Genomic DNA, 15,555 nt, shown 5'->3' with positions numbered 1-15,555 from the left:
GCGGCCCGGTTGCCTAGGAACGCGATTATCGCAGCCCGCGGCGGCGGGCGCAGCGGGCGTTACAGCGTAGAATGGGCCGAAAGTTTGACAAGCAGTCGTCAGGAGACATTCGTGAATCACCCTGCCCCGCCAGCCACCGCGCGCCGCCCGCTGCCCTCCGCCATGCTCGATGCGCTGCGCGCCGCCTTCGGCGAGCGCGTCTCGACCGCCGACGCCGTCCGCGCCCATCACGGCCGCGACGAATCGCCGTTCGATCCGCAACTGCCCGATGCCGTCGTATTCGCCCACAACGCCGATGAAGTTCGCGAAGTCGTCTCGCTGTGCGCGCTCTACGGCGTACCGCTGATCCCGTACGGCGCCGGCTCGTCGCTCGAAGGCCACCTCCTCGCCGTGCGCGGCGGCGTCTCGCTCGACCTGTCGGAAATGAACCGGGTGCTGTCGATCAACGCGGAAGACCTGACCGTCACGGTCGAGCCGGGCATCACGCGCAAGGCGCTCAACGAAGCGCTGCGCGACACCGGCCTGTTCTTCCCGATCGATCCGGGTGCCGACGCCAGCATCGGCGGCATGACCGCGACCCGCGCATCGGGCACCAACGCCGTGCGCTATGGAACCATGCGCGAGAACGTGCTCGGCCTGACCGCCGTGCTCGCCGACGGCCGTGTCGTGAAGACGGGCTCGCGCGCGCGCAAGTCGTCGGCCGGCTACGACCTCACGCGCCTGTTCGTCGGCTCCGAAGGCACGCTCGGCGTGATCACGGAGATCACGCTACGCCTGCATCCGCTGCCCGAGGCCGTGTCGGCCGCGATCTGCACGTTCCCGTCGATGGGCGACGCGGTGCGCACCGTGATCGAGACGATCCAGATCGGCGTGCCGATCGCACGCGTCGAGTTCGTCGACGCGCTCGCGGTACGCTCGATCAACCGCCACTCGAACCTGACGCTCGCCGAAGCGCCGACGCTGTTCTTCGAATTCCACGGCACCGAAGCCGGTGTGAAGGAGCAGGCCGAGCTCGTGCAGACGCTTGCGGGCCAGAACAATGGCCAGGGCTTCGAATGGGCGACCCGCCCCGAGGATCGCACGCGGCTCTGGGCCGCGCGCCACAACGCGTATTTTGCGATGCTGCAGCTCAAACCCGGCTGCCGCGCGGTGACGACCGACGTGTGCGTGCCGATCTCGCAACTCGCCGCGTGCGTCGAGGAAACCGAAGTCGACCTGCGCGCATCGTCGCTGCCCTGCCCGATCGTCGGCCACGTCGGCGACGGCAATTTCCACGTCGCGATCCTGATCGATCCCGACAAGCCCGAGGAAATCGACGAAGCCGAACGCATCAACGACCGGATCGTCGAACGCGCGCTGCGCCTCGGCGGCACCTGCACCGGCGAGCACGGCGTCGGCCTGCACAAGATGCGCTTCCTGCCGAAGGAGCACGGCGACAACGCGATCGACGCGATGCGCGCGATCAAGCTCGCGCTCGATCCGCGCAACCTGATGAATCCCGGCAAGATCTTCACGTGCTGACACGGCGGCGCGCTGCCGCGCCGCCCGCTGGAGACCCCATGAACGCTTCCGTCGAACTGTCGAGCGCAACCCGCGCGCAACGCCAGCGCGAAGTCGTGCAGGCGCTAATGGCCGTGCTGCCGACGCATTGCCTGCTGTTCCGCGACGAAGATACGGCGCCGTACGAATGCGACGGCCTGTCCGCGTACCGCCGGCTGCCGCTCGCGGTCGCGCTACCCGAAACCGAATCGCAGGTGCAGCGGATCGTGCAGATCTGCCGCCGCATGGAAGTGCCGATCGTGCCGCGCGGCGCGGGCACGAGCCTGTCCGGCGGCGCGCTGCCGATCGTCAACGGCGTCGTGCTGTCGCTCGCGCGCTTCACGCGCATCGTCGAGGTCGATCCGTACGCGCGCACCGCCACCGTGCAGCCCGGCGTGCGCAACCTCGCGATTTCGGAAGCGGCCGCGCCGTACGGGCTGTATTACGCACCCGATCCTTCGTCGCAGATCGCGTGCACGATCGGCGGCAACGTGGCGGAGAATTCCGGCGGCGTCCACTGCCTGAAATACGGGCTGACGGTGCACAACGTGATGCGCGTGCGCGCGGTCACGATCGACGGCGAGATCGTCGAATTCGGCTCGCTCGGCCTCGACACTCCGGGCCTCGACCTGCTCGCGGTGATGATCGGCAGCGAAGGGATGTTCGCGATCGTCACCGAGATCACGGTGAAGCTGATCCCGAAACCGCAGACCGCGCAGCTCGTGATGGCGAGCTTCGACGATGTCGTGAAGGGCGGCGAGGCGGTCGCCGCGATCATCGCGTCGGGCATCATCCCGGCCGGGCTGGAGATGATGGACAAGCCGGCCACGCAGGCCGTCGAGGCGTTCACGCACGCGGGTTACGACCTCGACGCGAAGGCGATCCTGCTGTGCGAATCGGACGGCACGCCCGAGGAAGTCGCGGAGGAAATCGTCCGCATGACGGCCGTCCTGCGCGAGCATGGCGCGACGCGAATCCAGGTGTCGCGAAACGAAAGCGAGCGGCTGCGTTTCTGGTCCGGCCGCAAGAACGCGTTTCCTGCCGCGGGACGCATTTCCGCCGACTATTACTGCATGGACGGCACCGTGCCGCGCCGCGCGATCGGCCCCTTGCTCGCGCGCATCGAGCAACTCGAAACGCGCTACGGGCTGCGCTGCATCAACGTGTTCCATGCCGGCGACGGCAACATGCATCCGCTGATCCTCTACAACGCGAACGATCCGGACGAGCTGCACCGCGCCGAGCAGTTCGGCGCGGAAATCCTCGAATGCTGCGTGGAATTCGGCGGCAGCGTGACGGGCGAGCACGGCGTCGGCATCGAAAAGCTCAATTCGATGTGCGTACAGTTCTCGCCGCAGGAGCGCGATGCGTTCTTCGCGGTCAAGCGCGCATTCGATCCGGCCGGGCTGCTCAACCCCGACAAGGGCATCCCGACCCGCGCGCGTTGCGCCGAGTACGGCCGCCAGCACGTCCGTGGGGGGTTGCTGCCGCACCCCGACCTGCCGCGCTTCTGAGCGCCGCGCAGTCGCGCGGCCCGTGCCGGCCGTGCGCGTGGCGGCTGCATGCCTTCGTCATACGGGGCTTAGGGATAGTCGCGATGTGGATTCGCGCCACCCCGGTACAATCGACCGGACAACAACGAGGCAGCAACAGAACATGGAAGAGGACGACATCGTCGCCGGATGGGCCGAGCGCATCCGTGCCGCCAGTGCCGACGGCCGGCCGCTGCGGATTCGCGGCGGCGGCACCAAGGACTGGTACGGCCAGGCGCTGGACGGCGAAATACTCGACACGCGCTCGTTTCAGGGCATCGTGTCGTACGATCCGGCCGAGCTCGTCGTCACGGTCCGCGCGGGCACGCCGCTCGCGCAGCTTGAAACCGTCCTCGCCGAGTGCGGCCAGATGCTGCCGTTCGAGCCGCCGCATTTCGGCCGCGCGGCCACCGTCGGCGGCTGCATCGCGGCGGGCCTCGCGGGCCCGCGCCGCGCGACCTGCGGCGCGCCACGCGATTTCGTGCTCGGCGTCACGCTGATGAACGGGCGCGGCGAAGTGCTGCGCTTCGGCGGGCAGGTCGTGAAGAACGTCGCCGGCTACGACGTGTCGCGGCTGATGGCCGGCTCGCTCGGCACGCTCGGGCTGATGCTCGACCTGTCGATCAAGGTGCTGCCGGTGCCGGTCGCCGAAGTCACGCTGAAGTTCGAGGTGACCGCGACCGACGCGGTGCGCAAGCTCAACGAATGGGGCGGCCATCCGCTGCCGGTCAGCGCGAGCGCTTGGCGCAACGGCACGCTGGTGCTGCGGCTGTCGGGCGCCGAGGCCGCCGTGAAATCGGCGAAGACGCTGCTCGGCGGCGAAGTCGTCGACGCGGTCGAGGCCGAGCGATTCTGGGCCGGCCTGCGCGAGCATACCGATCCGTTCTTCAACGGCATTCCGCCCGGCTATGCGCTGTGGCGCCTCGCGCTGCCGTCGATCACCGAACCGATGCACCTGCCCGGCACCCAGCTGATGGAATGGGGCGGTGCGCAGCGCTGGTGGATCACCGATGCCGACGCGCAGACGGTGCGCATGAGCGCGAAGCAGGCCGGCGGCCATGCGACGCTGTTCCGCGCGGGCGATTCCTACGACCGCAGCGCGGGCGTGTTCACGCCGCTGCCCGCGCCGCTGATGAAGATTCACCGCGGGCTGAAGACGGCGTTCGATCCCGCGCGCATCTTCAACCGCGGCCGGCTCTACCCCGACCTCTGAGGGCTCGATGCAAACGAACCTCGCCGATTTCATCCGCAATACGCCCGACGGCGACGAGGCCGACGCGATCCTGCGCAAGTGCGTGCATTGCGGCTTCTGCACCGCGACGTGCCCGACCTATCAGCTGCTCGGCGACGAACTCGATGGCCCGCGCGGCCGCATCTACCTGATCAAGCAGATGGTCGAAGGCGCGCCCGTCACGCGCAGCACGCAGCAGCACCTCGACCGCTGCCTCACCTGCCGCAGCTGCGAGACGACCTGCCCGTCGGGTGTCCAGTACGGCCGGCTCGTCGAGATCGGCCGCAAGCACGTCGAAGCGCAAGTGCAGCGCCCCGTGCAGCAGCGGCTCGTGCGTCGCTTGCTCGCGAGTCTCGTGCCGAACGCGACGCTGTTCTCGCCGATCATGCGGCTCGGCCAGCACGTGCGGCCGCTCTTGCCGAAACGGCTGCGCGACAAGGTGCCGCCGCGCACGCGACTGCTCGAATGGCCGCAGCGCACGCATCCGCGCAAGATGCTGATGCTCGCCGGCTGCGTGCAGCCGTCGATGCTGCCGAACATCAACATCGCGACCGCGCGCGTGCTCGACGCGCTCGGTGTCGAGACGATCGTCGCGCCCGACGCGGGCTGCTGCGGCGCGATCCGCCTGCACCTGAACTATCACGACGAAGCGCTCGACGACGCGCGCCGCAACATCGACGCGTGGTGGCCATACGTCGCGCAAGGCGCAGAGGCGATCGTGATGAACGCATCGGGCTGCGGCGCGACGGTGCTCGAATACGCGCACCTGCTGCGCGACGATCCGGCCTATGCGGAGAAGGCGCAGCACATCGTCGCGCTGACGCGCGACATCTCCGACGTGCTGCTCGCGTTCGAGGCCGAGATCTCGACGCTCGCGCGACGCCGCGCGATCCATACCGTCGCGTATCACCCGCCGTGCACGTTGCAGCACGGCCAGCAGTCGCGCGGCAAGGTCGAGCGCCTGCTCGAGACGCTCGGCATCGACGTACGGCTGCCGGCCGACAGCCATCTGTGCTGCGGGTCGGCCGGCACCTATTCGCTGACGCAGCCGTCGCTGTCGTACCGGCTGCGCAAGCAGAAGCTGCAGAAGCTGCAGGCGCTCGAGCCGCAGATGATCGTGTCCGGCAACGTCGGCTGCATCGCGCACCTGCAAAGCGGCACGCAGATTCCCGTCGCGCACTGGATCCAGCTCGTCGAGCATCTGCTGTACGGCTAGCGCGGCGCCTGCGGCGGCGTCCGTATAATGGGTGAATCGAAGCGGCGCGTGCCGTGCCGCATTCGTCACCGTACTCGCTGCCGTACTCGTTCCCCGTGCCTGCTTCCGTGCCCGTCATGTCCGACTTCGCCGCCCGTCTCGACTCCGTTCACCGCCGCATCGCCGACGCCGCCCGCGCGGCCGGCCGCGATCCCGCCACCGTCTCGCTGCTCGCCGTGTCGAAGACTTTTCCCGCCGACGACGTCCGCACCGCACATGCGGCCGGACAACGCGCGTTCGGCGAGAACTACGTGCAGGAATCGATCGACAAGATCGACGCGCTCGCCGACCTGCGCGCGGACCTCGAATGGCATTTCATCGGGCCGCTGCAATCGAACAAGACGCGCCCGGTCGCCGAACGGTTCGACTGGGTCCATTCGGTCGACCGGCTGAAGATCGCGCAGCGCCTCGCCGAACAACGCCCCGCGCACCTGCCGCCGCTCAACGTGTGCGTGCAGGTGAACATCAGCGGCGAGGCGTCCAAGAGCGGCGTCGCGCCGGCCGACGTGGCCGAGCTCGCGCGCGCGATCGCCGCGCTGCCGGCGCTGCGGCTGCGCGGCCTGATGGCGATTCCCGAACCGGCTGGCGATATCGACGCGCAACGCGTGCCGCATCGCGCGCTGCGCGCGCTGTTCGACGCATTGCGCGCCGAGGGCCTGCCGCTCGACACGTTGTCGATGGGCATGTCCGCCGATCTCGAAGCCGCGGTGCTCGAAGGCGCGACGATCGTGCGCGTCGGCACCGCGATCTTCGGCGCGCGCGACTATTCGCACTGAGCGCTGCGCTTTTCCGCCTTTCCGTTCAATCACCTGCTCAATCTGACATCATGAAAATCGCATTCATCGGCGGCGGCAACATGGCCGCGGCCCTCATCGGCGGCCTGATCAAGCGCGGCGTCGCCGCCGACGGCCTGTATGCCATCGACGTCAACGAGGACGCCCGCGCGCGCGCGGCGCAGCAGTTCGGCATCCGCACCGGCGCGGCCATCGACGCGACGCTCACGGACTACGACGCGATCGTGCTCGCGGTGAAACCGCAGGCGCTGAAGGACGTCGCGCAAGCGCTCGCGCCGCATTTGAAATCGCAGCTCGTGATCAGCATTGCGGCAGGCATCCGCGGCACCGACCTCGCCCGTTGGCTCGGCGACTACGCGCGCGTCGTGCGCACGATGCCGAACACGCCCGCGCTGGTCGGCATGGGCGTGACGGGTCTCGCCGCGCTGCCGGGCGTCGACGCGGCCGGTCGCGAGCTCGCGTCGAACGTGCTCGGCGCGGTCGGCGAGATCGTGTGGTTCGACGACGAAGCGCAGCTCGATGCGGTCACGGCAATCTCGGGCAGCGGCCCGGCCTACGTGTTCTACTTCATCGAAGCGCTGCAGGAAGCCGCGCGCCGCCTCGGCATGAACGACGAACAGGGCCGCGCGCTTGCGGTCGCGACGTTCGCGGGCGCCGCGCAACTCGCCGCGCAATCGGGCGAGCCGGCAAGCGTGCTGCGCGAGCGCGTGACGTCGAAGGGCGGCACGACGGCCGCCGCGCTCGCGTCGTTCGACGCGCAGGGCGTGAAGGAAGCGATCGTGCGCGGCGCGCTCGCAGCCGAGGCACGCGCGAAGGAAATGGGCGACGAGCTCGGCCGCGCGTAAGCGCGGCGACCGCCGCCGGGCTTCCGGCGCCGGCAACAAAAAAAGCGGCCTCGGCCGCTTTTTTTTCTGGCATCGCGCATCGGCGCGCGGCCCCTTCAGTTGCCGGCCGCACCCGCCAGCAGGTAATGCGCGGCGATTCCCGCGAACAGCACGCCGCCGAGCCAGTTGTTGTGCCGGAACGCCGCGAAGCACGGCATCCGCTCGCGCCCCTTGATCAGCGTGTAGTGATACAGCGCGCAGCCGACCGCAGCCGCCCAGCCGGCCCAGTATGCGAGGCCGAAGCCGAGCGTCACGCCGATCCATACGTAGATGCCGAGCGTCACCGCATAGCATGCCATCACGGCCGCGACGTCGAAGCGGCCGAACGTCAGCGCGGACGTGCGAATCCCGATCTTGATGTCGTCGTCGCGATCGACCATCGCATATTCGGTGTCGTACGCGACCGACCAGAAGATGTTCGCGATCAGCATCACCCACGCGAGCATCGGCACCGTGTCCTGCACGGCCGCGAAGGCCATCGGGATGCCAAAGCCGAACGCGATGCCGAGATACGCCTGCGGAATCGCGAAGAATCGCTTCATGAACGGATACGAACCGGCGACGAACAATGCGACGACCGACAACTCCTTAGTCAGCGTGTTGAGCGGCAGGATCAGGAGAAACGCGATGAACGACAGCACCACCGCGATCGCGATGGCTTCCCATGCGCGGATCTTGCCCGACGTCAGCGGCCGATCGGCCGTGCGCTTCACATGACGGTCGAAATCGCGGTCGGCATAGTCGTTCATCGCGCAGCCGGCCGAGCGCATCAGCAGCGTGCCGAGTGCGAAGATCACGAGCAGCGGCCAGCGCGGATGGCCGTCCGATGCGATCCACAGTGCATTGAGCGTCGGCCAGAGCAGCAGCAGGCTGCCGATCGGCTTGTCCATCCGGACGAGCCGCAGATACAGGGGAAAGCGGGCAAGCATGGCGAAGCACCGGGAAGATAATCCCGGCATTTTAGAGCGGAGGCACGGTTCGCGTCATGTCGGGATGGCCCGCGGCCGGGTGGCGCGGCCCGCGCGTCGGCCGCTCCGGCCCGCTGCAAGCGGCCGGGGCAGTCCCGCCCGCCAATCCAGGGACAGATGTGCGGCGGACATGCACCGGCGGGCAGGCGGAATTCAATCCGATGCAGGCAACCTGGCCCGGTTTGAGGTCGGACTGCCCGCCGATACCGGCCGCATCGAACTTACGCGAGCAGCGACCGCAGCATCCACGCGGTCTTTTCATGCGTCTGCAGGCGCTGCGTCAGCAGGTCGGCGGTCGGCTCGTCGCTCGCCGCATCGGCGATCGGGAAGATTTCGCGCGCGGTGCGCACGACCGTCTCGTGCCCTTCTACGAGCTGACGGATCATCTCTTCCGCCCCCGGCACCCCGTTCGCTTCCGGCACCGACGACAGCTTCGCGAAATCCGCGAACGTGCCCGGCGCGACGACGCCGAGCGTGCGAATGCGCTCGGCGATCGAGTCGACCGCGAGCCACAGTTCGTTGTACTGCGCTTCGAACATCAGGTGCAGCGTGTTGAACATCGGACCCGTGACGTTCCAGTGGAAATTGTGGGTCTTCAGGTACAGCGAAAACGTATCGGCAAGCAGGCGCGACAGGCCATCCGCGATTTTCCTGCGGTCCTTGTCGCTGATGCCGATGTTGATCTGCGTGGCGTTGCCTTTCCTGGCCATCTTCGGAACTCCTCATTCGAAATGTTGAACCGGAGAAAATGCGTCGAGCAATCCGCATGCCGCGTTGCACGGCACCCGTTCGGGACTCGCCGCGCTCAGCCGCCAGCGCTCGACACGAGCGGCGCGAGCGCGTGCAGCGCCTGCGCGGCCAGCTCGGCCGCACCGCCGACGACGATCGCGAAACCGACGATACGCCGCGCCCACTCGGCCGGCGTGAACGCGGTGCGCATGTTCAGCATCATTTGCGTCATGGTCGTCACTCCTTCGACAAGATCCTGGAAGAAAAAACGGCCGGTCGTGCGACCGGCCGTTTCACGTTACAGCGTGACTGCGTTACCGCATCGCGACATTCACGCGAGGTCGAAACGGTCGAGGTTCATCACCTTGTTCCAGGCCGCGACGAAATCGCGCACGAACTTCTCGTTCGCGTCCGCGCTGCCGTACACCTCGGCCAGCGCACGCAACTGCGAGTGCGAACCGAAGATCAGGTCGACGCGCGTACCCGTCCACTTGACCTGGCCCGTCGCCCGATCTCGCCCTTCGAACACGTCGTTCGCGGCCGACACCGGCTTCCACTCCGTGCCCATGTCGAGCAGGTTCACGAAGAAGTCGTTGGTCAGCGAGCCCGGACGATCGGTGAACACGCCGTGCCTTGCGTCACCGACGTTCGCGCCGAGCACACGCAGGCCGCCGACGAGCACCGTCAGCTCCGGCCCGCTCAGCGTCAGCAGCTGGGCCTTGTCGACCAGCAGCGCCTCCGCCGGCGTCTTGTACGCGCTCTTCAGGTAGTTGCGGAAACCGTCCGCAACCGGCTCGAGCACGGCCATCGCTTCGATATCGGTCTGCTCCTGCGACGCGTCCATCCGGCCCGGCGCGAACGGCACCGTCACGGCCACGCCCGCATTCTTCGCGGCCTGTTCGACGCCGGCCGCACCGGCCAGCACGATCAGGTCGGCGAGCGACACCTTCTTGCCGTCCGTCTGCGCATCGTTGAACGCCTTCTGCACGCCTTCGAGCGTTTCGAGCACCTTCGCAAGCTGCGCGGGCTGGTTGACTTCCCAGTCCTTCTGCGGCGCGAGGCGGATGCGCGCACCGTTCGCGCCGCCGCGCTTGTCCGAACCGCGGAACGTCGATGCGGACGCCCATGCGGTCGACACGAGCTGCGACACGCTCAACCCCGTCGCAAGGATCTTCGCCTTCAGCGCGGCAACATCGGCAGCGTCGATCAGCGCGTGGTCAACGGCCGGAATCGGGTCCTGCCACAGCAGTTGCTCGGCCGGCACTTCCGGGCCGAGATAGCGCGCACGCGGGCCCATGTCGCGGTGCGTGAGCTTGAACCAGGCGCGCGCGAACGCGTCGGCGAACTCGGCCGGGTTCTCGTAGAAGCGGCGCGAGATCTTCTCGTAGGCGGGGTCGAAACGCAGCGACAGGTCGGTCGTCAGCATCGTCGGGCGATGCTTTTTCGCCGGATCGAACGCATCCGGAATCACCTCGTCGGCGCCCTTCGCGACCCACTGATGCGCGCCGGCCGGGCTCTTCGTCAATTCCCATTCGTAGCTGAACAGGTGCTTGAAGAAATCGTTGCTCCACTTCGTCGGTGTCGACGTCCACGTCACTTCGAGGCCGCTCGTGATCGCGTCACGGCCCTTGCCCGATGCGTACGTGCTCTTCCAGCCGAGACCCTGCTGCTCGATGCCCGCCGCTTCCGGTTCCGGACCGACGTTCGATGCGGGGCCCGCGCCGTGCGTCTTGCCGAACGTATGGCCGCCGGCGATCAGCGCGACCGTTTCTTCGTCGTTCATCGCCATCCGCGCGAACGTCTCGCGGATATCGCGTGCCGCCGCGACCGGGTCGGGGTTGCCGTCCGGGCCTTCCGGGTTCACGTAGATGAGGCCCATCTGCACGGCCGCGAGCGGATTCTCGAGGTCACGGTCGCCCGAGTAACGGCTGTTCGGGCCGCCGCTCAGTTCCAGCCAGATCTTTTCCGAACCCCAGTAGACGTCGTCCGGCTCCCACGTGTCGACGCGGCCGCCGGCGAAGCCAAAGGTCTTGAAGCCCATCGATTCGAGCGCGACGTTGCCGGTCAGGATCATCAGGTCGGCCCACGAGATGTTGCGGCCGTATTTCTGCTTGATCGGCCACAGCAGCCGGCGCGCCTTGTCGAGGTTGCCGTTGTCCGGCCAGCTGTTCAGCGGGGCGAAGCGCTGTTGCCCGCCGCCCGCGCCGCCGCGGCCGTCGGCGGTCCGGTACGTGCCGGCGCTATGCCAGGCCATCCGGATGAACAGGCCGCCGTAGTGACCGAAGTCGGCCGGCCACCAGTCCTGCGACGTTGTCATCAGCGCCTGCAGGTCGCGCTTCACCGCCGCGAGGTCGAGCTTCTTGAACGCTTCCGCGTAGTCGAAATCCTTGTCCATCGGATCGGACAGCGCCGAGTGCCGATGCAGGATGTTGAGATTGAGCTGGTTCGGCCACCAGTCCTTGTTCGACGTGCCGCCGGCCGCCGTATGGTTGAACGGACATTTCGATTCGGTCGACATGCTTTTTTCTCCTTTACTTGCTCGTAAGCCCCCACTTGCCGGGCGCGGTTCGTGGAGCATTGCAGGGGGATGAAACGGAACAGGTTGGTCCTGTCGTGCTACGGGGTGTCAGGCGGAGTTGCCTTCGATGCGGGCTGCGGGACTTCGGACATGCAATGCTCCCTCATGGCTGAATGGCGGTGAGTCGGGGGAACACGGAACCGGGACGCCGCGGCACTCATCCGCCATACACACGGTCCGCCAGATACGCGAACGCAATCGGGCGCAGGCTTCGGGCCGCGGCCCTCGCGCGATTTACGACCACGTCGCGCGACGGGATGTTCCGCTGCGCGTGCTGCAATACCGACCGCATCATGACATCCTCCTTTGACATCTGCATTCAGTGTGCAAATCGGACCGCAGATCCAGTGCAATCCATGGAAGTGATTCTATTAATTTCTATCGCGAATTTGAATTTGATAAATTTCATCTATTCGATAGGCAAAAATAAACGGGGTCGCTAGACCCCGTCCCTGGCCTGCCTCAGATGCACCGCACCCTGCTCAATTCATCGTCGCCGGCATGTCGAGCTTCGCGACGCCTGGCAGGTCGCACGCCGCGATCGCGTCGCTGATCGCGTCGATCGCCGGCATCCGCGTGAAGCTCTTGCGCCACACCAGCACGACGCGACGATCCGGCACCGGTTCGTTGAACGGCACGTACGACAGCAACTCGGCGTCGGGACCGTTCGCGCGAGGGCCGACTTCGGCGACCGACATCCGCGGCAGCACCGTGATGCCGACACCGCTCGCGACCATATGGCGGATCGTCTCGAGCGACGACCCCTCGAAGGTCTTCTGGATACCGTCGGCCGTCTGCGAAAAGCGCATCAGCTCCGGGCACACGCCGAGCACGTGGTCGCGGAAACAGTGACCGTTGCCGAGCAGCAGCATGGTTTCCTGCTTCAGGTCCTCGGCGTCGATCTCGTGGCGCTTCTCCCACGGATGGCCGGCCGGCAGCGCGACGACGAACGGTTCGTCGTACAGCGGCCGCACCATCAGGCCGGTTTCGGGGAACGGCAGCGCCATGATCGCGGCGTCGATCTCGCCCTGCTTCAGCAGTTCGAGCAGCTTCAGCGTGTAATTCTCCTGCAGCATCAGCGGCATCTGCGGCACGCGCTGGATCATCTGCTTGACGAGCGTCGGCAGCAGGTACGGCCCGATCGTGTAGATCACGCCCAGACGGAACGGGCCGACGAGCGGGTCCTTGCCCTGCTTCGCGATCTCCTTGATCGCGAAGGTCTGCTCGAGCACGCGCTGCGCCTGCGTGACGATCTGGTCGCCAATCGGGGTCACGCTCACTTCGCTCGCGCCGCGCTCGAAAATCTGCACGTTGAGCTCGTCTTCCAGCTTCTTGATCGCCACCGATAGCGTCGGCTGGCTCACGAAGCATGCTTCGGCCGCGCGACCGAAATGCCGTTCGCGCGCGACCGCGACGATGTACTTCAATTCAGTCAGGGTCATTGTGGGTCAATCAGGGTTATACAGGCGATAGGTTTAATTTATACACCCGTTGGCACCGGTTCGCCAAGTTTCTCTGCATCGCGATGCGCCGAATCACCGCCGAACGGCGGCTTCGTATCCGTCCCTGATTGCGCGAATCAGGCCTTCAGATACTGCTCCCGCCCGCCGAGCCAGCGTGCGAGGTGCTGCGTGACCACGTCGGGATACGCGGCGATCAGCCGCGCTGCCGCGTCGCGGGCCGGGTCGATCAGCCAGCCGTCGGTCTCGAGGTTCGCGAAGCGCAGCATCGCGGCGCCGGACTGGCGCGCGCCGAGAAATTCGCCGGGGCCGCGGATTTCGAGGTCGCGCCGCGCGATCTCGAAGCCGTCGGTCGTCTCGCGCATCGTCTTCAGCCGCTCACGGCCGGTCAGCGACAGCGGGCCCGTGTACAGCAGCACGCAGACCGACGCCGCGGTGCCGCGCCCGACGCGGCCGCGCAGCTGATGCAACTGCGCGAGGCCGAAGCGCTCCGCGTGCTCGATCACCATCAGGGACGCGTTCGGCACGTCGACGCCGACCTCGATCACGGTCGTCGCAACGAGCAACTGCACGTCGTTGCGCGTGAAGGCTTCCATCACGGCCGCCTTGTCGGCCGGCGACAGCCGCCCGTGCACGAGCCCGACCTTCAGTTCGGGCAGTGCCGCGGCCAGCGTCTCGTAGGTCTCCACGGCCGTCTGCAGCTGCAGCGTCTCGCTCTCCTCGATCAGGGGACACACCCAATAGACCTGGCGGCCGGTCAGCGCGGCCTCGCGCACGCGGGCAATCACCTCCTCGCGCCGCGCATCGCCGACGAGGCGCGTCAGCACCGGCGTGCGGCCCGGCGGCAATTCGTCGATCGTCGACACCTCCAGATCCGCGTAATACGTCATCGCGAGCGTGCGCGGAATCGGCGTGGCCGACATCATCAGCTGGTGCGGCTGGAAATCGCGCGCGCCGTTGGCCGCGTTCGCGGCCTTCGCGCGCAGCGCGAGACGCTGCTCGACGCCGAAGCGGTGCTGCTCGTCGACGATCACGAGGCCGAGCCGCGCGAATTCGACGGTGTCCTGGATGATCGCGTGCGTGCCGATCACGAGCTGCGCGGTGCCGAGCGCCGCGGCCTCGATCGCCGCGCGCTTCTCCTTCGCCTTCAGGCTGCCCGCGAGCCAGGCGACCGATACGCCGAGCGGTTCGAGCCACGCGCGCAGCTTGCGCGCATGCTGCTCCGCGAGGATTTCGGTCGGCGCCATCAGCGCGGCCTGGTAGCCGGCGTCGATCGCCTGCGTGGCCGCCAGCGCCGCGACGACCGTCTTGCCGCTGCCGACGTCGCCCTGCAGCAGCCGCTGCATCGGATGCGCGAGCGTGAGGTCGTGCGCGATCTCGTCGACGACGCGCGACTGCGCGCCCGTCAGCGTGAACGGCAGCGCCGCGTAGAGACGCGTCGTCAGCGCGTCGGCATCGGTCGCGGCGCGGCGCGGCATCGCGGGCGCCGCGCGCGTGCGGCGCTCCTCGTGCGCACGCTTGAGCGACAGCTGCTGCGCGAGCAGTTCCTCGAACTTGATGCGGGTCCACGCCGGATGCGAGCCGTCCATCAGCGCGGCTTCATCGGAATCGACGCCCGGGTGGTGCAGGATGCGCACGGCCTGCGCGAGCGTCGGCACGCCGAGCGGCTTCAGGTAGTCGCGTTCGATCTCGGGCGGCAGCAGCTCGGGCAGCGGCGTGCGCTCGACCGCGTTCTCGATCGCCTTGCGCAGATAGCCTTGCGACACGCCGGCCGTGCTCGGATAGACGGGCGTGAGCACCTGCGGCAGCGGCGCATCGGCTTCGACGACGCGCACGGCCGGATGCACCATCTCCATCCCGAAGAAGCCGCCGCGCACGCGCAGCCGCTGGCCGACCGCCATCTGCTTGACCTGCGAGCCGTAGAAATTGAGAAAGCGCAGCACGAGCTGCTCGCCGTCGTCGTCCTGGATCTTCACGACGAGTTGGCGCCGCGGCCGATATGCGACTTCGTTGTCGAACACCACGCCCTCGGTCTGCGCGATGCCGCCCGGCAGCAGTTCGCCGATCGGCGTGAGCGTGGTTTCGTCCTCGTAGCGCATCGGCAGATGCAGCACGAGATCGATCGAGCGTGTGAGGCCGAGCTTCGCAAGCTTGTCGGCGGTCTTCACGGGTTTGTCGGCAGCCGGCTTCTTCTTGCGCTTCGCGCCGGGCGTACCGGCTGCCCCCGCGTCGTCGCTGCCCGCGCCCGGTTCGACGTCGGGCGCGGCGGCGGCCGGCTGGGCGAGCCGCCCGTCGGCGCCGCGCTTCAGGCCCGCGCGGCGCGGCGCGGCACCGTGCGGCTCGACACTTTGCGCATGTGACGCGGCATCGTCCGCGTCGAACGGATCGGCGGAATCGGCAACAGCGGCGGAGGAACGGCGTGGTGACACAGGCATCGGATCGTCTGGGTGCTTCGCAAGGCAAGTACAATAGCGGCTTTCACGTCGTCCGAACGAACGACGCCGGCCAGGCCGCGCATCCCGCCATCATAGCGGCTTGCGCGCCCCATTCATGCGTTTCCGCCCTGTCGGCGGCGCCCGCCGGCC

Annotated in this window: 12 protein-coding genes; 6 read left to right on the top strand and 6 right to left on the bottom strand. The window is 67.7% G+C overall.

What is annotated here, in order from left to right; all coding sequences use genetic code 11:
• The first annotated feature begins 111 nt into the window (after positions 1 to 111).
• From DIE11_RS14765 to proC, 6 genes are all read left to right on the top strand, one after another.
• On the top strand, positions 112 to 1,521 hold the full coding sequence (locus DIE11_RS14765) for an FAD-binding oxidoreductase (protein ID WP_124624927.1): 1,410 nt from the start codon (positions 112 to 114) through the stop codon (positions 1,519 to 1,521).
• A gap of 38 nt (positions 1,522 to 1,559) precedes the next feature.
• Positions 1,560 to 3,053, top strand: coding sequence for an FAD-linked oxidase C-terminal domain-containing protein (locus tag DIE11_RS14760; protein ID WP_124624924.1), 1,494 nt, complete (start codon positions 1,560 to 1,562; stop codon positions 3,051 to 3,053).
• 142 nt (positions 3,054 to 3,195) lie between these two features.
• Entirely contained in the window at positions 3,196 to 4,284 is a 1,089-nt protein-coding gene (glcE, locus tag DIE11_RS14755) for a glycolate oxidase subunit GlcE (protein WP_124624922.1), read from the top strand.
• Between the two features lie 7 nt (positions 4,285 to 4,291).
• Positions 4,292 to 5,518 (top strand): glycolate oxidase subunit GlcF, encoded by a 1,227-nt coding sequence (gene glcF / locus DIE11_RS14750; RefSeq protein WP_059608286.1) that lies wholly within the window; start codon positions 4,292 to 4,294, stop codon positions 5,516 to 5,518.
• A gap of 116 nt (positions 5,519 to 5,634) precedes the next feature.
• The gene (locus DIE11_RS14745) at positions 5,635 to 6,333 is read left to right on the top strand and encodes a YggS family pyridoxal phosphate-dependent enzyme (RefSeq protein ID WP_124624919.1); all 699 of its coding nucleotides are present in this window, start codon (positions 5,635 to 5,637) and stop codon (positions 6,331 to 6,333) included.
• 50 nt (positions 6,334 to 6,383) lie between these two features.
• Positions 6,384 to 7,196 (top strand): pyrroline-5-carboxylate reductase, encoded by an 813-nt coding sequence (proC, locus tag DIE11_RS14740; protein ID WP_124624916.1) that lies wholly within the window; start codon positions 6,384 to 6,386, stop codon positions 7,194 to 7,196.
• A gap of 95 nt (positions 7,197 to 7,291) precedes the next feature.
• Here the strand turns inward: proC and ubiA are convergent, their stop codons facing one another.
• From ubiA to recG, 6 genes are all read right to left on the bottom strand, one after another.
• Positions 7,292 to 8,164 (bottom strand): 4-hydroxybenzoate octaprenyltransferase, encoded by an 873-nt coding sequence (ubiA, locus tag DIE11_RS14735; RefSeq protein ID WP_059608284.1) that lies wholly within the window; start codon positions 8,162 to 8,164, stop codon positions 7,292 to 7,294.
• A 260-nt stretch (positions 8,165 to 8,424) separates the two neighbouring features.
• The gene (locus tag DIE11_RS14730; protein ID WP_059608283.1) at positions 8,425 to 8,913 is read right to left on the bottom strand and encodes a Dps family protein; all 489 of its coding nucleotides are present in this window, start codon (positions 8,911 to 8,913) and stop codon (positions 8,425 to 8,427) included.
• A 95-nt stretch (positions 8,914 to 9,008) separates the two neighbouring features.
• Positions 9,009 to 9,164, bottom strand: a complete 156-nt coding sequence (locus tag DIE11_RS36320) for a hypothetical protein (RefSeq protein WP_170296459.1) — start codon at positions 9,162 to 9,164, stop codon at positions 9,009 to 9,011.
• Positions 9,165 to 9,263: 99 nt separating this feature from the next.
• Positions 9,264 to 11,450: a catalase/peroxidase HPI gene (gene katG, locus DIE11_RS14725; RefSeq protein WP_124624913.1), complete on the bottom strand. Its 2,187-nt coding sequence runs from the start codon at positions 11,448 to 11,450 to the stop codon at positions 9,264 to 9,266.
• Between the two features lie 542 nt (positions 11,451 to 11,992).
• A complete protein-coding gene (locus tag DIE11_RS14720) occupies positions 11,993 to 12,952 on the bottom strand; it encodes a hydrogen peroxide-inducible genes activator (RefSeq protein ID WP_059608281.1) in 960 nt (319 codons plus the stop codon).
• Between the two features lie 137 nt (positions 12,953 to 13,089).
• A complete protein-coding gene (gene recG, locus DIE11_RS14715; protein ID WP_124624910.1) occupies positions 13,090 to 15,405 on the bottom strand; it encodes an ATP-dependent DNA helicase RecG in 2,316 nt (771 codons plus the stop codon).
• Positions 15,406 to 15,555: the final 150 nt, after the last annotated feature.

Origin of the sequence: Burkholderia sp. Bp9012, from assembly GCF_003853825.1 — a bacterium.
GTDB lineage: Bacteria > Pseudomonadota > Gammaproteobacteria > Burkholderiales > Burkholderiaceae > Burkholderia > Burkholderia diffusa.
Note: the sequence above shows the minus strand (reverse complement) of the source record. Positions and strands in the feature narration are given on the sequence as shown.